The 16,713-nt window shown below is 38.5% G+C and carries 21 protein-coding genes and 1 pseudogene; 12 read left to right on the top strand and 10 right to left on the bottom strand.

Annotation, left to right across the window (positions count from 1 at the left end):
* Positions 1 to 145: 145 nt before the first annotated feature.
* From ymcF to HMPREF0693_RS18110, 9 genes and pseudogenes are all read right to left on the bottom strand, one after another.
* Positions 146 to 268, bottom strand: a pseudogene (ymcF, locus tag HMPREF0693_RS19650) (cold shock small protein YmcF); the annotation flags it as partial.
* 7 nt (positions 269 to 275) lie between these two features.
* On the bottom strand, positions 276 to 488 hold the full coding sequence (gene cspE, locus HMPREF0693_RS18150) for a transcription antiterminator/RNA stability regulator CspE (RefSeq protein ID WP_004247137.1): 213 nt from the start codon (positions 486 to 488) through the stop codon (positions 276 to 278).
* Between the two features lie 342 nt (positions 489 to 830).
* Positions 831 to 1,229, bottom strand: coding sequence for an antiterminator Q family protein (locus HMPREF0693_RS18145; RefSeq protein WP_004247136.1), 399 nt, complete (start codon positions 1,227 to 1,229; stop codon positions 831 to 833).
* A gap of 27 nt (positions 1,230 to 1,256) precedes the next feature.
* Complete coding sequence (locus HMPREF0693_RS18140; RefSeq protein WP_004247135.1) at positions 1,257 to 2,282, bottom strand: DUF968 domain-containing protein; 1,026 nt, start codon at positions 2,280 to 2,282, stop codon at positions 1,257 to 1,259.
* Positions 2,282 to 2,989, bottom strand: coding sequence for a phage regulatory protein/antirepressor Ant (locus tag HMPREF0693_RS18135; protein ID WP_004247134.1), 708 nt, complete (start codon positions 2,987 to 2,989; stop codon positions 2,282 to 2,284). The genes HMPREF0693_RS18140 and HMPREF0693_RS18135 overlap by 1 nt, the downstream gene beginning before the upstream one ends.
* 171 nt (positions 2,990 to 3,160) lie before the next feature.
* Positions 3,161 to 4,252, bottom strand: a complete 1,092-nt coding sequence (locus tag HMPREF0693_RS18130; protein ID WP_004247133.1) for a hypothetical protein — start codon at positions 4,250 to 4,252, stop codon at positions 3,161 to 3,163.
* Between the two features lie 12 nt (positions 4,253 to 4,264).
* Positions 4,265 to 4,444, bottom strand: a complete 180-nt coding sequence (locus HMPREF0693_RS18125) for a DUF4222 domain-containing protein (RefSeq protein WP_004247132.1) — start codon at positions 4,442 to 4,444, stop codon at positions 4,265 to 4,267.
* A 288-nt stretch (positions 4,445 to 4,732) separates the two neighbouring features.
* Entirely contained in the window at positions 4,733 to 5,191 is a 459-nt protein-coding gene (locus HMPREF0693_RS18115; protein ID WP_004247130.1) for a YmfL family putative regulatory protein, read from the bottom strand.
* An 84-nt stretch (positions 5,192 to 5,275) separates the two neighbouring features.
* On the bottom strand, positions 5,276 to 5,515 hold the full coding sequence (locus tag HMPREF0693_RS18110) for a transcriptional regulator (protein WP_004247129.1): 240 nt from the start codon (positions 5,513 to 5,515) through the stop codon (positions 5,276 to 5,278).
* Positions 5,516 to 5,618: 103 nt separating this feature from the next.
* Between HMPREF0693_RS18110 and racR the strand changes: the two genes are divergently transcribed.
* From racR to HMPREF0693_RS18080, 6 genes are all read left to right on the top strand, one after another.
* The gene (racR, locus tag HMPREF0693_RS18105; RefSeq protein ID WP_004247128.1) at positions 5,619 to 6,101 is read left to right on the top strand and encodes a DNA-binding transcriptional repressor RacR; all 483 of its coding nucleotides are present in this window, start codon (positions 5,619 to 5,621) and stop codon (positions 6,099 to 6,101) included.
* Between the two features lie 648 nt (positions 6,102 to 6,749).
* Positions 6,750 to 7,124 (top strand): hypothetical protein, encoded by a 375-nt coding sequence (locus tag HMPREF0693_RS18100; protein ID WP_004247126.1) that lies wholly within the window; start codon positions 6,750 to 6,752, stop codon positions 7,122 to 7,124.
* A gap of 65 nt (positions 7,125 to 7,189) precedes the next feature.
* Positions 7,190 to 8,017, top strand: a complete 828-nt coding sequence (locus tag HMPREF0693_RS18095) for a YfdQ family protein (protein WP_004247125.1) — start codon at positions 7,190 to 7,192, stop codon at positions 8,015 to 8,017.
* Positions 8,018 to 8,073: 56 nt separating this feature from the next.
* On the top strand, positions 8,074 to 8,604 hold the full coding sequence (locus tag HMPREF0693_RS18090; protein ID WP_004247124.1) for a hypothetical protein: 531 nt from the start codon (positions 8,074 to 8,076) through the stop codon (positions 8,602 to 8,604).
* A gap of 61 nt (positions 8,605 to 8,665) precedes the next feature.
* Positions 8,666 to 8,908: an excisionase gene (locus HMPREF0693_RS18085; protein ID WP_004251672.1), complete on the top strand. Its 243-nt coding sequence runs from the start codon at positions 8,666 to 8,668 to the stop codon at positions 8,906 to 8,908.
* On the top strand, positions 8,889 to 10,016 hold the full coding sequence (locus tag HMPREF0693_RS18080) for a site-specific integrase (protein ID WP_004247122.1): 1,128 nt from the start codon (positions 8,889 to 8,891) through the stop codon (positions 10,014 to 10,016). Before HMPREF0693_RS18085 ends, HMPREF0693_RS18080 begins: the two co-directional genes overlap by 20 nt.
* A 120-nt stretch (positions 10,017 to 10,136) precedes the next feature.
* Here the strand turns inward: HMPREF0693_RS18080 and icd are convergent, their stop codons facing one another.
* Positions 10,137 to 11,390 carry an NADP-dependent isocitrate dehydrogenase gene (gene icd / locus HMPREF0693_RS18075; RefSeq protein WP_004247120.1) on the bottom strand — a complete coding sequence of 418 codons (1,254 nt, stop codon included), beginning with the start codon at positions 11,388 to 11,390 and terminating at the stop codon, positions 10,137 to 10,139.
* Positions 11,391 to 11,528: 138 nt separating this feature from the next.
* Between icd and rluE the strand changes: the two genes are divergently transcribed.
* From rluE to phoP, 6 genes are all read left to right on the top strand, one after another.
* Positions 11,529 to 12,158 (top strand): 23S rRNA pseudouridine(2457) synthase RluE, encoded by a 630-nt coding sequence (rluE, locus tag HMPREF0693_RS18070; RefSeq protein WP_004247119.1) that lies wholly within the window; start codon positions 11,529 to 11,531, stop codon positions 12,156 to 12,158.
* Positions 12,151 to 12,603, top strand: coding sequence for an NUDIX hydrolase (locus tag HMPREF0693_RS18065; protein WP_004247118.1), 453 nt, complete (start codon positions 12,151 to 12,153; stop codon positions 12,601 to 12,603). Before rluE ends, HMPREF0693_RS18065 begins: the two co-directional genes overlap by 8 nt.
* A gap of 105 nt (positions 12,604 to 12,708) precedes the next feature.
* Positions 12,709 to 13,812: a tRNA 2-thiouridine(34) synthase MnmA gene (gene mnmA, locus HMPREF0693_RS18060; protein WP_004247117.1), complete on the top strand. Its 1,104-nt coding sequence runs from the start codon at positions 12,709 to 12,711 to the stop codon at positions 13,810 to 13,812.
* Between the two features lie 2 nt (positions 13,813 to 13,814).
* Entirely contained in the window at positions 13,815 to 14,444 is a 630-nt protein-coding gene (gene hflD / locus HMPREF0693_RS18055; RefSeq protein WP_004247116.1) for a high frequency lysogenization protein HflD, read from the top strand.
* Positions 14,445 to 14,476: 32 nt separating this feature from the next.
* A complete protein-coding gene (gene purB / locus HMPREF0693_RS18050) occupies positions 14,477 to 15,847 on the top strand; it encodes an adenylosuccinate lyase (protein WP_004247115.1) in 1,371 nt (456 codons plus the stop codon).
* Positions 15,848 to 16,037: 190 nt separating this feature from the next.
* Complete coding sequence (gene phoP, locus HMPREF0693_RS18045; protein ID WP_004247114.1) at positions 16,038 to 16,712, top strand: two-component system response regulator PhoP; 675 nt, start codon at positions 16,038 to 16,040, stop codon at positions 16,710 to 16,712.
* Position 16,713: the final 1 nt, after the last annotated feature.

The raw sequence follows: 16,713 nt of genomic DNA, 5'->3' as shown, positions 1-16,713 counted from the left end.
GAATATAAACAAACAATCAATGAAAACGAAAAACTTCCAACAAATTTTTTAATTAATAATTATAAATATATTTAAAAAAAACAAAACCCCGCCAAAGCGAGGTTTTGTATATTCAACTATTTAATGCTCAACTCATTTGAGCTGTCATCACACTTTTGCAAAAGATACATTTTGCGCCGTGCGGATTGTTCACTGTGACATCAAATTGTGATGTTCTATATTGTGAACCGCGACAACAAGGGCATTTAAAATAGAGGTAAATAGTAATAGCGCCTTTAGAGAGCCACCACGTTGCCTGCTGCTGGGCCTTTCATACCATTTTCCATGGTAAATGAAACTTCTTGGCCTTCCATCAGAGATTTGAAGTCATCACTCTGAATTGCAGAGTAATGTACAAATACATCTTTACTTCCATCTTTAGGAGTGATGAAACCAAAACCTTTATCATCGTTAAACCATTTTACTGTACCAGTCATTGTATTAGACATAGAATTTCCCTTAATTTATTTAATTTGCCATAAGGCATAGGCGGTTTGTTTTGTATTTTTACTTATGGGTATTAATTAGAAGGAATTCACAATGAAGAGGTATCGAGGATAACGCTAAATGGGAACAACTTTAAACTTACTAACATAAATAGGTCTGTACTTCCAAACCAGTGACGCTATTAAGCCATAGAAAAATTCAGATAGCAAACTTTATTTTTTAGCTGTAAATCAGATTACGTGCACCTCTAAAAAACACAACCTCGTTATACTCACGAGCTTTTCTTAATAGATAAACCATGTAATATCAAAACCATTATTAATACAATATATTGTGTTTTGTAATTACGCAAGACTATAAATAGGGTATTTTTTAATTATTTTATCCATATCTAATTTTACATTATCAACCGATAAACACCCTTCAATAAATCCTTCCGCTGCCTGTAATCGCTTAGCCACTTCATTATGCGAAATACCGAGTTTTGAAGCCATTGAACGCAAAGGATAATTCTTCACATAGTACATAATAACCAATTGAAACAAGTAACTATTATTTATCTTTAAATGTAATACCGCTTTATTGATTTTTAAGCCATCATCATCTGAACATTGCTCTTGGCTTCGTCTTGAACTTGGAATCAACCCTTTAAAACCTGCGGCAATTGATGAGTAATCGATACTATTTCCCTCATTAGCTGACCACGCTCCCCAACGCGATAAAACTTCCTGCATATCTCTCATACTAATGCTCCCCGTGCCGTATACACGTTAAACCAATGCCCCTATTCCTAATGAACGATTTAGAAAAGAAAATAACAATTCGATTTGATTGCCATAAGTGGCTTCCCACAACTTGGGATCACGATGTAACTCATCATGATGTTGCCGACATAATGGAATAGTGAATAAGTCATGAACTTTCGTTCCCATACCTCCCATACCATGGCCGATAATGTGATGTGGATCGTCAGCTTGTTGTCCGCAAACACAACAAGGCTGTGTTTTCACCCATTGAAGCCATTGGGAATTCTCCCAACGTTGCATTTTAGGTTTCAAAAGGAATGACGCTAGTGGCTCAGGATCGATAGCAACTTTTATGACTGGTCTTATCATGTCTAATCGTTCATTCATTGTTGATAGTGCTGTTACATTGCTTGGAATAATATCTGCTTCAGGAAAACCACCATGTACCCTGCGCTCTTTAGGTTTTTCAGACCAATCCAAAATTTGACGTAATATCGCATCAGGTAATTCATCAACCAGTTTATGCATCACAGCAAATGAGAAAAAATCGGGTACTGTCAGCTGGTGGCCATTATCCAATCTTAAACGACTGCGAATAGTGTCTACCATCCAAGCAATACGATTTTTATGAGCCAATTCAGCAACCCACTCAGCTGATGAATGGCGAATATGATTATCATGGTACCAACAAGTCCGTATCACACCGTCTTTATGCCATGTGGTTGTTAATTCATGATGATGATAACTGTCATGCTTATCGTTAATCTGACAACAATGGATATTTCTGCCTATCCACATATTCATCGATGACAATCCTCCCATAGCTTGGAGAACTTTTTTATTATTCAAAAAATCAACAATGCCCTTGTTATCCAATAATGGCTGTTCATTTCCTGTTAATGCCCCAGAAGGCCATTTATCTAAACTTTTTGGTACATCGCTAATAATCACGCGCGAATGTGGTTTAAATTGCTTAAGCAACTCCGCTCCAGGCTTCAATAAAACAACGCCAAGGTCAGACTGAATATAGGGCGTTAAGAGTAGTTTCATTAAATCTCATCCTCAACTTTATATTCAGCCCATAACCCTGCAATCCACTTCACACCTTTAGTAGTAAACCTTGATTGTGCAAAAGCGTGGTTATTTTTTTGGTTCGTTCCCGTTTTTATCTCAAAGCGACCAAGATCGACATGAGTTTGATAAGGCGTAAACGTATTATTCAAGCGATACATAATTTTCTTATCAATTAAAAAACAACGAAAATCGGTTTCTTTCGCCTGCAGTAATTTACACACTTGTCGAAATGTCATAGAACCATGGGATAAAACATAATTATCAACAAACTGAGCCTTAGGTGTCGCAATCGCCAGTTCACTTTCCAATTTTTGTTTTTCTTCTGCTAAGTCTGCTGCTAATCGCAATGCTTCTGGTAATGTTTGAGGAATGACTGGCTGCATTTTTGATTCTAATTCCTGCCAGCGATCAACTATTTTTGCTGTGAACTGAGGTGACAATCGAGCTACCAACACCAGAGAGTCTCTTTTATTAAAACGATATTCAGTATATTGATTGCCGTTATGTTCAAAAGGGAACTCAGCCAATGGCTGGGTTAAAATTTGAGCAACAAAAAGCCTATCGGCAGAACGCTTAACATCGGAATGATTACTTCCCGTTAAACTGGCAATCTCTCGACTCGACATAGTTAATTCACGATTCATTATGGGTAATACTGAAACTTCCATTATTTTTTGCATCATGCTATTTCTCTCCACGTTTTACTCGTGACCGTACATCACGTGATTAAATGGGCAGATTATTCTCTCCTTCACAATATCCATTAACATCAACTCAGGCATAAGTACCCCATAACCCAATCAATAATGTCACTACAAACCAAAAACCAACGAACAAAATGTATTTAGTTAGCATTACTGAGTCTCCTGTAACATTTCTATCGCTTGCTTCCAAATGCTGTTCCATGCTTGGCGACCTGAAAACTCACTCATACGACGAATGCCTGTTTTACCTGCTAGCTCAAGTGCAATTTCTTCAATGCGGTTTTTAGGTTTAGAGCGAGAGCCAATCAAGCGGGAAAAGGCACTATCGCGTTCAATGGTGTCAACTTGAACTTTTGGTTCATTCCTTGGCTCTTGGCTACGGATAGTGAGTTCATCAAAGTGTTTACGTAATTTTCGAGGACTTAAAATATTTTTGTGCCAGAATGAATCTTTGTTAGCCCAATCGAACAAGGCACAAATTTTCTCATGGGTACGCCCATCGATTTGGCGCATCAGGCGGATATCGTTCGCCCAGTCATACCAAGTAGGCTCTAACGCGGACGGATTCAGTTTTTTAACACGACCAAACATCCATTTCGCCGTTTTTAAATCATCTTCATCCCCCCATTTCTGCCCATTAGCGCTGTAAATCACTGCTTCAGGATAACGAGTTAAAAAATCATTTTTCGACTGGTCGCTGGATTCGTCAGAATTCTGCGACGAATGATCTGTTTCTGTTGTACTCTCTGAAGTAATCTCTGTTGTATTCTCTGTAAGAACAGGCCATTTTGACCCGTTCAGAACAGCGCATTTTGCACTGTTTGATGGTTTCAATTTGCGCTTATCGATAAGGTCATTTTGAACTGTTCGATCAGATGAATTATCACCATTCGATTGGGTCATATTGACCTCATCGGTCAGCAAGTGGTGATCGTAGTTAATCGCATAATAATTAGTGCGGTCATGGTTCGATTTATTGATTTGCTCGATGCGTAAAACACCCTGCTTTTTCAAATTAGTAAAAGCACGTTTAATCGTTGATTCAGAGAAAAAAGGAAATTGATTCTTCCACTCCTCAACTGTGTTATAAATCCAGCGTGAGCCGTCATATTCAACACCTGAAGTGGTTTCAGTTAGCCAATATTGAATTTGCTGTAACAGCATCGCCTCATTTAAACCAAGGCGTACCGCTAATTCAGGAATAACGACTAAAGGGCGACTTTTTAGTAATAATAAACTCATCTTGCCACCTCATTACTTAATACGTGTGTACTTCTCTTTAAAACGCTGTACAGGTTCACACTGTGGGTCGTCACAACCATCAAGCATAAAAATAACGCGCTGTTTTTCTCTGTCATAACGAACAACATGAACAACGATACCTCGGTGATTTTTATAGTAGCGATCAAGTTGGTTTGGGTTCTCATTGCTCATTGTCCCGCTCTCCACTTGAAAAATAAAAATCAGCCCATGCCTTTTTAAGAGACTGTCTATCTACCAAACATGCAGATTTCTTGTAGTTGTCTGGTTGTTCGTCAGAGACTATGATTTCTACATAGCGGAATGACTGACGACCTGAGACAGGTAAACATCGGAATTGCTTTTTAGGTACTAAATGCGCTAATCTACTCATGCTAATTTCTCTTCACACAATTGAAATTTGGCAAACCGAAGCCAGAGGCCGTACACCTTTGGCTTCACCCTTTCTGGATATAGCCATCTTTAATTTCTCTTTTGATGTAACAAAACAAACGCATTCATAAATGTGTGGATCTGCGAAATTAATCCATCCAACATCATTTTTATTTTCTGCTCTTCTTCGTTATCAATAACACCATCAGCCAAACTATTTTTCATCAGTAACGCTAAATGCCCTTGCATTTCATCAACATTGCTGCGTAATGTGAATAACTCGGTTGTGTCTAGTTCAGCTGGATTGACTCTATCCACTAACAAGCGATTGGATTCACGAGCAACAAACTCAGCAAACAAAACGGTTTTAGAAATATCTTGCATCGCTAACAACTCATTTAAATCAAATGAACGACAACCGTTTTTCTCATAAAGCTTGTTATTGAATGATGTTAAAGACAGACCGAGCGCACCAGCCATTGCTTCACGTCCACCAGCTGTCGCCTCACACATCGCTTTCACTACCTGTTTTATTGATTGACAACTCATTTCCTACCACCATTGATAGATTCTTGTAGTTAACTGCTTTAAACGGTTTTGCTATTGTTTATTTCAATAAAGTAAGTATAAAAATCATTGTTGAGTTCCCCGTAAATAAGACCAATCAACATCAGGCCTTAGTTCTTCACATCGAACCACTCCTGAAGTTACTTTTTCTATTTCAGGGCAACGTCGTGCTGGAATTTTTCGAGTTCCATTGATCCATTGATTTACTGTAGGCGGTGAAATACCCAAGCGTTTAGCCATTTCAGACTGCCCACCGACATAATTACATGCTTTTTTTATTGCGGTTGTGGCACTTATTTGATCCATTATTCAATTACCTCCGGCCTATATTGAAATACAATGTTAGGCTAAGCCTAATGTTAAATCAATAGGAATTGCCTACACAATATAAAGATAAGATAATTAGGCTATGCTTAATGGTAAAGATTTAGGCCGAGCGATAGAGCAGGCAATTAATAAAAAACTATCATCAGGATCAGTTAAATCAAAAACTGAGATTGCTCGACATTTCAATGTAAAGCTACCATCTATTTATGATTGGATAAAAAAAGGCTCCATTTCAAAAGATAAGCTACCTGAATTATGGAGTTATTTTTCTGATGTTGTTGGACCTGAACATTGGGGCTTAAAGGAGTTTCACCTACCAGTAAATAAAGCTGAATCAAGATGTACACATGATGAACATCAACTTAATAGCCTTATTCATGCTTATATGTCAGCTTCGGCAGAAAGAAAAGAAATAATAAAATATCTTTTGCTGCAAAATAATACAAAAGAACCTTCTTGGGTTAATAGTGATACTAGGGCATACATTATAACTTTAGAACGACAAGCCTCTGAATGGTTAAATAACAATAAAAGCAATAAAAAATCCTCAAAGCGTCCAGCTTAAACTCATTTGGTCTGATGGAAACTTGTTAAGCTAGGCCTTTCCTAATTATCTACTCAATTGATTTTGATATAAAAAATAATCATCGTCTAATTTCATTTAATTTATTAGGCATAGCCTATTGACTAAAGATTAGGCTTAGCCTAATATCATTTATAACAATAAGCTAAATTTTTATATGTGAAGGAAAAGTAAATGATAACTGAACCAGTAATCATACTTCCAGTAAGTTTCACTGATGAAGATATTGCAAACTAGATGCTGAAATAGACGAGTACAGAATCAAAAGTGCTATTCAAACACAAAATAAATGATTTTTATGTGTGAAGAGAACGTGTGAAGAGAAACAATGGCTGACTGAGTCTTTTACCATTAAAAGGGGTTGTGGTGATAATGTTCTGCTCAGTCAGCCATTTTTATAAAGTTAGTTTTATAACCAAAGAGCGTGGGCGTGAAAAAAAGTAACCTGCAGCCAGCTAGAAATCCGAATCCCAATCGGGCTGATGCAACCACAGGTGGTCCACTCTTTTTGATTATGACTCTAACAATAAGTAAGGGTACTAATATTACTTGTGAAATGTCTTATCCGGGTTGTATCAACTCGCTAGTGCCCTTTCTTATTGTGTGAAGAGATAACATGAGGTTATAGAAATGAGCCAAGAAGATCGTAAGACAAATGTCCCTGACTTTCTTTCTGAATTAGATGCTGGCGTTTTTGAAAATAAAGTCTCTGCTGTTTTAAATGATGTGGCTTTAGGCGTTTTAAATAATGGTGGAAAAGGCAAAGTCACTATTGAATTAGATTTTGCTCGCCTTAGTAATTCAATGGAAGAAAAACGAGTTGAAATAACTCATAAGCTTAAATTCTCTGCACCAACACCTAGAGGAAAACGGACTGAGGAAGATACCACCAAAACACCTATGTACGTGGGTAAAGGCGGCAAGTTGACCATTATGCAAGAAGATCAAGGTCAATTATTTTCTTTACAAGGTCAGCCCGATGGTAAATTAAAAGCCATTAATTAGTTTTCTTATTTTTAATTAAACCTATCCATTTAATTTAATACTTTTAAATAAGTAGGAGTCTACTCATGTCTCAATTAGACGGTAATGCTATTTCGCAAATTCAAGATATGACCGTGGCTTCATTAAGCCTCGAAGCAATAGAAAAATCTCTTTGTCCAGCGATTGTGCTTCCGAATGACTTTAAAGTAAGTAGTTTAGAAAATTTACAAGAAGGTCGTTTCCGTTTTCGCGGGGAAATGAAAACAACCAGTATCAGCGACTTTGTTAAATACTCAATCAAGAATGCAATTGATGAAGGTGTTAGCTGCTTTATTGATGCCGATGAAATGAGTGCCGAAACTATTTTTAATCTCGGCACAATAGGTAAAGCAGGTCATGCTGATAACACTGCTATTGTGAAATTAAAACAAACCGCCCCATTCACAGCATTATTAAAAATGGATGGTGTTAAATATCGTCAAAAACAATTAGCCGAGTGGTTAGAAGATTGGCACGATTATTTAATGGCATTTGATGCTGACGGTAATGTTTTAGATATCAAACAAGCTATTTCTGCTGTTCGTCGTATTACGATTGAATCAACACGCTCTGCTGAACATGAAAATGCTGATTTTAGTGCTAAACGCTCAGTGTTAGAAAATGTTGAAGCAAGAAGCAAAGACATTATGCCTGCTACATTCCAGTTTACTTGTACTCCTTATGACGAATTAAAAGAACGTAGCATTAAATTACGTTATAGCGTACTCACTGGTGATGATATTCCCGTTTTAGTTCTTCGAATCATTCAACTTGAAAAACTTGAAGAACAAATCGCTCAAGAGTTTCGAGATATGCTTTGCAATGAATTCAATGAAAGCAAAATCGAAACATTCATTGGTAAATTTTCAGCGTAATTAATCGCACAAATGCCACTAACTTGGTGGCATTTGTAAATTGTGTGGAGAGAATAATGTCTTATATTGCAACAGCAACAAATAAACATTTCTATTACCTAGATGTACGGATCGAAGATATAGACATTCAAGATATTGCGACAGGTTTAGCTAATGAGTGTCGCTTTAATGGACAGATTGATAATTTCTATTCTGTTGCTCAGCATTCTGTATATGCAAGTTATTTAGTTGCACCTGAATTTGCTTTAGAGGCCCTACTTCATGATGCCAGTGAAGCTTATGTCAAAGACCTACCGTCACCACTTAAAAAGTTATTGCCTGAATATAAATTAATTGAATTGCGTGTGGAAAAAATGATCCGCAAAAAGTTTGGGTTACCTGAAAATATATCTGATGAAGTCCATTTTGCAGACCTAGTGATGTTAGCCACAGAAAAGCGTGATTTAGACATTGATGCAGGTAGTAACTGGTTAATGCTTGAAGGTATTCCAGCTAGCGATTTTGCTGTCACCCCGCTAACCCCTCGACAAGCAAAATCCCTATTCTTACGCCGTTTTAATGAACTTTATAAAGAGAAAAAGGGCTAATAACCACCAGCATTGACTAATATCTATTTAAACTGTGTACGGACAGTGTGGAGAGAAAAATATGCAAATGTTGACTTTAGAGGAGTGGGCGCAAGAAAGATATAAAAGTCGTCCACCAAAGTTAGGAACGCTACAACGATATGCTCGTGGTGGCCTGTTCTACCCACCAGCAAGGAAAGAAGGTGGCATTTGGCGCGTGAGAGAAGATGCCGACCTTGTCGGTAATTTGACATCACCGGTTATCAATAACAACGATAACCTTATTTTACAGAGGATCCTCAAAGATGGCTGCCAGACCTCGTAAAAATAACGTCAATATTCCTAATCTTTACCCATTACTTAGTCGTAAATCCAGCAAGGTTTATTGGCGTTATCGCCATCCTGTAACAGGTAAATATCATGCCCTCGGTGACAATGAAGCCGAGGCGAAAGCAATAGCCATTGAAGCTAATACAAGATTAGCAGAACAACGAAGCCGACAAGTTATGGCTATTAGTGATCGAGTGGCAAAAATTAAAGGTAAAGAAATCACGGTTAATACTTGGTTAGATAAATACTGGGCTATTCAAGAAGAGCGTTTAAAAGAAGGTGATATAAAGCCAAATACCTATAAACAAAAAAGGAAGCCAGTCGATTTAATGAGGCAAGCCTTATCCATGAAACCATTACCCGCAGTTGATGCCAGAGATATTGCTGGGATCCTTGATGAATATAAATCTAATGGCCAGCACAGAATGGCACAAGTTATTCGTTCTGTTTTAATTGATGTATTTAAAGAAGCACAACATGCAGGTGAAGTTCCTCCTGGTTATAACCCTGCCCTCGCCACTAAACAACCGAAACGAAAAGTAACTCGCCAACGCCTTAATTTTGATGAATGGAAAAAGATATTTGAGATTGCTGACAAACAACATCGTTATATGGGCAATGCCATGTTGCTTGCACTTATTACAGGCCAACGATTAGGTGATATCTCGGCAATGAAGTTTAGTGATATTTGGGATGATCATTTGCATATTATCCAAGAAAAAACTGGCACCAAATTAGCTATTCCATTATCACTACGTTCTGAACAATTAAATATGTCATTACGTGAAGTTGTTGCTCGTTGTCGTGATCGCGTTATTAGCCCTTATCTTATTCATTATTTTCATACCACTTCACAATCTAAACGTGGCGAACAAGTTACAGCAAATACACTAACGACTAACTTTAAAAAGGCGAGAAATAAAACGGATATTGATTGGGGAGAAGGAACACCTGCAACATTTCACGAACAGCGCTCTTTATCTGAAAGGTTATATCGAGCACAAGGTATAAACACTAAAGATTTGCTGGGTCATAAAAACCAAATTCAAACGGATAAATACCATGATGATCGAGGGAAAGATTGGATAAAAATCGTGATTTAATTGCTCAAATTTCAGGCGGTTTTGATAACTCGTTTTGATAACTTTTTGATAACCGTTTCAATATTGATAATAAAAAACGGGAACTAATAAGCTCCCGTTAACTATTTATCAAATCAACAATTACATATGTTTGATAATCGCGTCACCAAACTCGCTACATTTCAGCAGTTTAGCACCGTCCATTAGACGTTCAAAATCATAAGTAACGGTCTTCGCTTCGATCGCGCCTTCCATACCTTTAATGATTAAGTCAGCGGCTTCTGTCCAACCCATATGGCGTAGCATCATCTCCGCGGAGAGAATAATAGAGCCTGGGTTAACTTTATCTTGTCCGGCATATTTTGGTGCTGTTCCGTGAGTCGCTTCAAATAATGCACACTCATCACCAATATTAGCGCCAGGAGCAATCCCAATACCACCAACTTGTGCTGCTAATGCATCAGAAATATAGTCGCCATTTAGGTTCATACAAGCGATAACATCATACTCGGCTGGGCGTAACAGGATTTGTTGTAAGAATGCATCTGCGATAACATCTTTAACAATAATATCTTTGCCTGATTTAGGGTTCTTAATTTTAACCCAAGGACCACCATCTAACAGCTCACCACCAAATTCTTCACGGGCTAATTCGTAACCCCAATCTTTAAAGGCACCTTCGGTAAATTTCATAATATTACCTTTATGCACCAATGTAACGGAGTCGCGATCGTTATCAATTGCATATTCAATCGCTGCGCGAACTAAACGTTTAGTCCCCTCTTCTGAACACGGCTTAATACCGATACCACAATCTTGTGGGAAGCGAATTTTGGTTACACCCATTTCATCTTGCAGGAACTTAATCACTTTATCAGCTTCTGCTGAGCCGGCTTTCCACTCAATACCGGCATAGATATCTTCTGAGTTTTCACGGAAGATAACCATATCCGTCAGTTCTGGGTGTTTTACTGGGCTTGGAGTGCCTTTGTAATAACGCACTGGGCGCAGGCAAACGTAAAGGTCGAGTTGTTGGCGTAGTGCCACATTTAATGAACGGATACCACCACCTACTGGTGTAGTAAGAGGACCTTTAATAGAAACACGATATTCACGAATAAGATCTAAGGTTTCTTCTGGCAGCCAAACATCTTTACCATAAATTTGTGTTGATTTTTCACCGGTGTAGACTTCCATCCACTCAATCTTACGTTCATTGCCGTAAGCTTTTTCAACCGCTGCATCAACAACTTTTAACATTGCTGGCGTGACATCGATACCGATACCATCCCCTTCGATATAAGGGATAACCGGATTATTTGGAACAACAAGCTTACCTTTAGCATCTAATGTAATTTTAGCACCATTAGCCGGAACAACTACTTTGCTTTCCATTTACCTCTCCTTTCATGTAAGCGCACGCTTTGTTAATTTTTTGTAAGAGACCTGTCAATACTACTTGATTATTCAGCTAACGCCAATCGCTTCTCTTTTAAGGTATAATCAATCTCCCATTTTTGACAAAAAATAGCTATGGCAAATCAATTTAACAATAGATCGAAACTACGCAAATCTCACGCACTAGCAGGACAAAAAAAACCTTCTCGCCCTAGAGGTGAGCGTAAAGTGATTATCTTTAATAAACCCTTCGATGTCCTTGTGCAATTTACCGATGACAGCGGTAGAAAAACGCTAAAAGATTTTATCCCCATTCCTGATATTTATGCGGCAGGACGGTTAGATAGAGATAGTGAAGGTCTGTTAGTATTAACAAATGATGGCAAATTACAGGCCAAATTAACTCAACCAAATAAAAAAACAGGGAAAGTCTACTATGCTCAAGTAGAAGGCATTCCCACAGAGATAGCGTTACAACAATTTCGTGAAGGACTTAACCTAAAGGATGGGAAAACACTACCTGCAAAAATTGAAAGGGTAGAACAGCCAACGTGGGTTTGGACGCGATTTCCACCTATTAGAGAGCGTCAATCTATTCCGACTAGCTGGTTAAAAATCACTTTATTTGAAGGAAAAAACCGCCAAGTTAGACGTATGACTGCCCATATTGGTTATCCCACATTACGCTTAATTCGTTTTAGCATGGGAAATATTACCTTGGATAATCTATTACCGGGTCAATGGAAGGAGATTAATTTTGTTTAAACCACATGTCACTGTTGCTTGTATTGTTCATGCAAACAATAAATTTTTAGTTGTTGAAGAAACGGTAAATGGCAAAGCCACATGGAATCAACCCGCAGGACATTTAGAAGCAAATGAAACCCTGATCCAAGCGGCACAACGAGAGTTATGGGAAGAAACCGGTTTAACCTTGCCGGTACAATATTTTTTGAAATTACATCAGTGGGTGGCACCGGACAATACGCCATTTTTGCGTTTTTTATTTTTGATAGAAGCACCAGAACAATTAGCCACACAACCACATGACGATGATATTAATGGCTGCTACTGGGTGACCGCGCAAGAGATAATCAATAGCCAACAATTACGTTCACCGCTGGTAAAAGAAAGTATTCTTTGTTATCAACAAAATGAACGTTATCCACTCTCTTTACTGGATAGCTTTGGTTCAACATTTGCCTCTTAACAATGACTTTCATAGTTAAGAAGGCAAAAAATGTATTCGTTTGATGCACCCTTGATAGTGATATGGTAAAGTATGGCGCTTATTTTTCCGCAGTGAGATCCATTCATGTCAGATAACAGCCAAAAAAAAGTCATCGTTGGAATGTCCGGTGGCGTAGATTCATCCGTCTCAGCCTATCTTCTTAAGGAACAGGGATATCAGGTCGTTGGTCTGTTTATGAAGAACTGGGAAGAAGATGACGATACAGAATATTGCTCAGCTTCTGCCGACCTTGCCGACGCGCAAGCCGTGTGCGATAAGCTTGGCATAGAACTTCACACTATCAATTTTGCCGCTGAATATTGGGATAATGTATTTGAACACTTTTTATCTGAATATAAAGCTGGCCGCACCCCTAATCCCGATATTCTATGTAATAAAGAGATAAAATTTAAAGCATTTTTAGAATATGCAGCCGAAGATTTAGGGGCCGACTATATTGCAACGGGCCACTATGTTCGTCGCCGTGATATTGATGGTAAAAGCCAATTACTGCGCGGTGTTGATAACAACAAAGATCAAAGCTACTTCTTATATACATTAAGTCATCAGCAAATCGCCCAAAGCCTTTTCCCTGTCGGTGAAATGGAAAAACCTGAGGTGAGAAAAATTGCCGAGAAGCTTGATTTAGCCACCGCCAAGAAAAAAGACTCTACGGGGATCTGCTTTATCGGTGAACGCAAGTTTACTGATTTCTTATCGCGCTATTTACCTGCCAAACCGGGTCCTATCGTCACCGTAGATGGCGAAACCATTGGTGAACATCAAGGGTTGATGTATCACACCTTAGGTCAACGTAAAGGTCTGGGTATCGGTGGCACAAAAGAAGGTAGCGAAGATCCTTGGTATGTAGTCGATAAAGATGTTGCAAATAACATATTAATTGTCGCACAAGGTCATGAACACCCTCGATTAATGTCCGTAGGCTTAATTGCTCAACAACTTCATTGGGTCGCAAGAGAGCCTATTACCGAAGCTTTTCGTTGCACGGTGAAAACACGATATCGCCAAGCTGATATTCCGTGTACAGTAACACCATTAGATGAAGATAAAATTGAAGTCCGTTTTGACTATCCTGTTGCTGCTGTTACACCGGGGCAATCGGCCGTTTTCTATCAAGACGAAGTCTGTTTAGGTGGCGGTATTATTGAAACACGTATTCAGGAGTAGATGTGGCTAAAGATTTTCGTGATATTACCCTTGCACTGGCAGGTATCTGCCAGGCAAGTCGTCTTGTTCAGCAAATTGCTTATCAAGGGAATGCAGACGAGAAATATGTTGAAGTCATGGTTAACAGCATTTTTAATATCAACCCAACTTCAACCTTGGATGTTTATGGTAATCAAATAAGTCATTTGAAATTAGGTTTTCAAACCATAAAAGCTATCCATCAAGCGGTAAGAAGAGAAAAACTCACGTTTGAGTTGATGACTTATCAACAAGGCCTGATTAACCTTGAACGTATCATCAACAAAAATAACGATTACAGTTCGCATTTGTCACAAAAAATATCTCAACTTGAACGACAAAAAAATTATTTTGAACCGCTTTCTGACGGATTATTTAATGCTCTCGCTGGCGTTTATAGTGATGCGGTCAGCCCTGTAGGGCCAAAAATTCAAGTTAATGGTTCGATTGAGTTGCTTAAAAACCCTATTATTCAAGCCAAAGTTCGTGGATTACTTCTGACAGGTCTTCGTAGTGCCGTACTTTGGCGTCAAGTAGGTGGTCGCCGTTTTGATTTTTTACTCCATCAAAAAACCATCTTACGACAAACTGATGATTTTCTCGCTCAATGTTAATACTTTAAAATTCAACCTGGGAGTTGCCAACAATGGAATTATCTTCGCTGACAGCGATTTCACCGATTGACGGTCGTTACGGTAGTAAAACCTCGTCGTTACGGACTATTTTTAGTGAATTCGGTCTTTTGAAATTCCGTGTACAGGTAGAAGTTCGCTGGCTACAAAAGCTAGCATCTTGCACCGACATTAAAGAAGTTCCCGCCTTTGAACAAAACGCAATCGATTACCTTGATGCAATTGTTGCTAACTTCAATGAAGATGATGCTGCTCGTATCAAAACTATCGAGCGCACCACCAATCATGATGTGAAAGCGGTTGAATATTTCTTAAAAGAAAAAGTGGCAGCTATCCCTGCACTACAGCAAGTTTCTGAGTTTATTCACTTCGCTTGTACTTCTGAAGATATTAATAATTTATCCCATGCCATCATGTTAGAAACAGCACGCCAAGAAGTGCTACTACCAGCATGGCGCGAGCTTATTGATACTATCAGTAAAATGGCGCAAGCATATCGTGATTTACCCCTGCTCTCTCGTACTCACGGACAACCGGCAACACCTTCAACGGTAGGAAAAGAGTTTGCAAACGTTGCATACCGTATGGAGCGTCAATATCGCCAACTTACTCAAGTAGAAATTTTAGGTAAAATTAATGGTGCAGTAGGTAACTATAATGCTCACCTAGCTGCCTATCCTGAAGTTGATTGGCACCAATTTAGTGAAGAATTTGTTACTTCATTGGGGATCACATGGAACCCATATACTACTCAAATTGAGCCACACGACTATATTGCCGAGCTTTTTGATTGCATCAGCCGCTTTAATACAATTTTAATTGATTTTGACCGTGATATTTGGGGTTATATCGCTCTTAATCACTTCAAACAGAAGACCATTGCCGGTGAGATTGGCTCATCAACAATGCCTCATAAAGTGAATCCTATCGATTTTGAAAATTCTGAAGGTAATTTAGGTTTAGCTAATGCCGTTATGGGTCACCTTTCCAGCAAATTACCGGTTTCGCGTTGGCAACGTGATTTAACTGACTCAACCGTACTACGTAACCTAGGTGTCGGTATCGGTTATGCATTAATCGCTTACCAATCAACCATGAAAGGCTTAAATAAATTAGAAGTTAATGAAAGTCATCTTCGTGAAGAGTTAGATAGCAACTGGGAAGTTCTTGCTGAACCAATCCAAACGGTTATGCGTCGCTATGGTATTGAAAAGCCTTATGAAAAACTTAAAGAGTTAACTCGTGGTAAACGGATCACGGCACAAGATATGATTGTGTTTATTGACGGTTTAGCGCTACCAGAACAAGAAAAAGCACGCTTAAAAGCGATGACACCTGAAAGCTATATTGGTTTTGCCAGTCAACTTGTTGATAAATTAGATTAATTTATCCAATACTTAAAAGGCAGATAATCTCTGCCTTTTTTTATATCGATGACCCGTCCTAAATAAGATAAAAACTATCTATAACTTAAACACATTGTCCGTTACGGTATTCTTTAAGTGCTAGATTGACTATCATTATCTTAATTTCTCTTACAGCAACTGATTTTTACTGATGTACACAAGGTGGAATATGCGGATCTTAATTATTGAAGATAATATCTTACTTCGCCATCATTTATCTGTGCAGTTTCGCGATGCAGGACATCAAGTTGATGCAGCACAAGATGCGAAAGAAGCCGATCACTTTATCGCAGAAAGTACACCTGATGTCGCCATTGTTGATTTAGGTCTTCCTGATGAAGATGGTATCAGCCTTATTCGTCGATGGCGGGAAAATAATATTACTATTCCCATTATGGTATTAACGGCTCGAGAAAGCTGGCAGGAAAAAGTGACCGCATTAAATGCCGGTGCTGATGATTATGTGACAAAGCCTTTTCATTTTGAAGAGATCGTGGCACGCGTTCAGGCATTAATGCGAAGAAACATGGGCATTGCATCACAAATACTGACTATTGCCCCTTTTGAGTTGGATTTATCACGTAAAGAGTTCATGATCTTAGGTGAGCAAATCAAGCTCACTGCATTCGAATATACTATTTTAGAAACATTAATGCGTAATCAAAACAAAGTGGTGAGCAAAGATGTGCTAATGCGCCAACTTTATCCTGATGCAGAGCAGCGAGAAAGTCATACCATTGATGTGCTTATGGGGCGTCTGCGCAAAAAAATTCTCCAAAAATATGATAATGATGTCATTGTAACTGTACGTGGACAAGGTTATCGTTTTGATATGAAAGCTTAAT

It is taken from the genome of Proteus mirabilis ATCC 29906 (genome assembly GCF_000160755.1).
Classification (GTDB): domain Bacteria; phylum Pseudomonadota; class Gammaproteobacteria; order Enterobacterales; family Enterobacteriaceae; genus Proteus; species Proteus mirabilis.
The sequence above is the reverse complement of the archived record's forward strand: the minus strand, read 5'-3'. Positions and strand labels throughout refer to the sequence as shown.

Excerpts from the sequence above, each read along its gene's own strand:
- cspE (WP_004247137.1), bottom strand. The coding sequence starts at position 488 with ATGTCTAATACAATGACTGGTACAGTAAAATGGTTTAACGATGATAAA.
- HMPREF0693_RS18145 (WP_004247136.1), bottom strand. The coding sequence starts at position 1,229 with ATGAGAGATATGCAGGAAGTTTTATCGCGTTGGGGAGCGTGGTCAGCT.
- HMPREF0693_RS18140 (WP_004247135.1), bottom strand. The coding sequence starts at position 2,282 with ATGAAACTACTCTTAACGCCCTATATTCAGTCTGACCTTGGCGTTGTT.
- HMPREF0693_RS18135 (WP_004247134.1), bottom strand. The coding sequence starts at position 2,989 with ATGATGCAAAAAATAATGGAAGTTTCAGTATTACCCATAATGAATCGT.
- HMPREF0693_RS18130 (WP_004247133.1), bottom strand. The coding sequence starts at position 4,252 with ATGAGTTTATTATTACTAAAAAGTCGCCCTTTAGTCGTTATTCCTGAA.
- HMPREF0693_RS18125 (WP_004247132.1), bottom strand. The coding sequence starts at position 4,444 with ATGAGCAATGAGAACCCAAACCAACTTGATCGCTACTATAAAAATCAC.
- HMPREF0693_RS18115 (WP_004247130.1), bottom strand. The coding sequence starts at position 5,191 with ATGAGTTGTCAATCAATAAAACAGGTAGTGAAAGCGATGTGTGAGGCG.
- HMPREF0693_RS18110 (WP_004247129.1), bottom strand. The coding sequence starts at position 5,515 with ATGGATCAAATAAGTGCCACAACCGCAATAAAAAAAGCATGTAATTAT.
- racR (WP_004247128.1), top strand. The coding sequence starts at position 5,619 with ATGCTTAATGGTAAAGATTTAGGCCGAGCGATAGAGCAGGCAATTAAT.
- HMPREF0693_RS18100 (WP_004247126.1), top strand. The coding sequence starts at position 6,750 with ATGAGCCAAGAAGATCGTAAGACAAATGTCCCTGACTTTCTTTCTGAA.
- HMPREF0693_RS18095 (WP_004247125.1), top strand. The coding sequence starts at position 7,190 with ATGTCTCAATTAGACGGTAATGCTATTTCGCAAATTCAAGATATGACC.
- HMPREF0693_RS18090 (WP_004247124.1), top strand. The coding sequence starts at position 8,074 with ATGTCTTATATTGCAACAGCAACAAATAAACATTTCTATTACCTAGAT.
- HMPREF0693_RS18085 (WP_004251672.1), top strand. The coding sequence starts at position 8,666 with ATGCAAATGTTGACTTTAGAGGAGTGGGCGCAAGAAAGATATAAAAGT.
- HMPREF0693_RS18080 (WP_004247122.1), top strand. The coding sequence starts at position 8,889 with ATGGCTGCCAGACCTCGTAAAAATAACGTCAATATTCCTAATCTTTAC.
- icd (WP_004247120.1), bottom strand. The coding sequence starts at position 11,390 with ATGGAAAGCAAAGTAGTTGTTCCGGCTAATGGTGCTAAAATTACATTA.
- rluE (WP_004247119.1), top strand. The coding sequence starts at position 11,529 with ATGGCAAATCAATTTAACAATAGATCGAAACTACGCAAATCTCACGCA.
- mnmA (WP_004247117.1), top strand. The coding sequence starts at position 12,709 with ATGTCAGATAACAGCCAAAAAAAAGTCATCGTTGGAATGTCCGGTGGC.
- purB (WP_004247115.1), top strand. The coding sequence starts at position 14,477 with ATGGAATTATCTTCGCTGACAGCGATTTCACCGATTGACGGTCGTTAC.
- phoP (WP_004247114.1), top strand. The coding sequence starts at position 16,038 with ATGCGGATCTTAATTATTGAAGATAATATCTTACTTCGCCATCATTTA.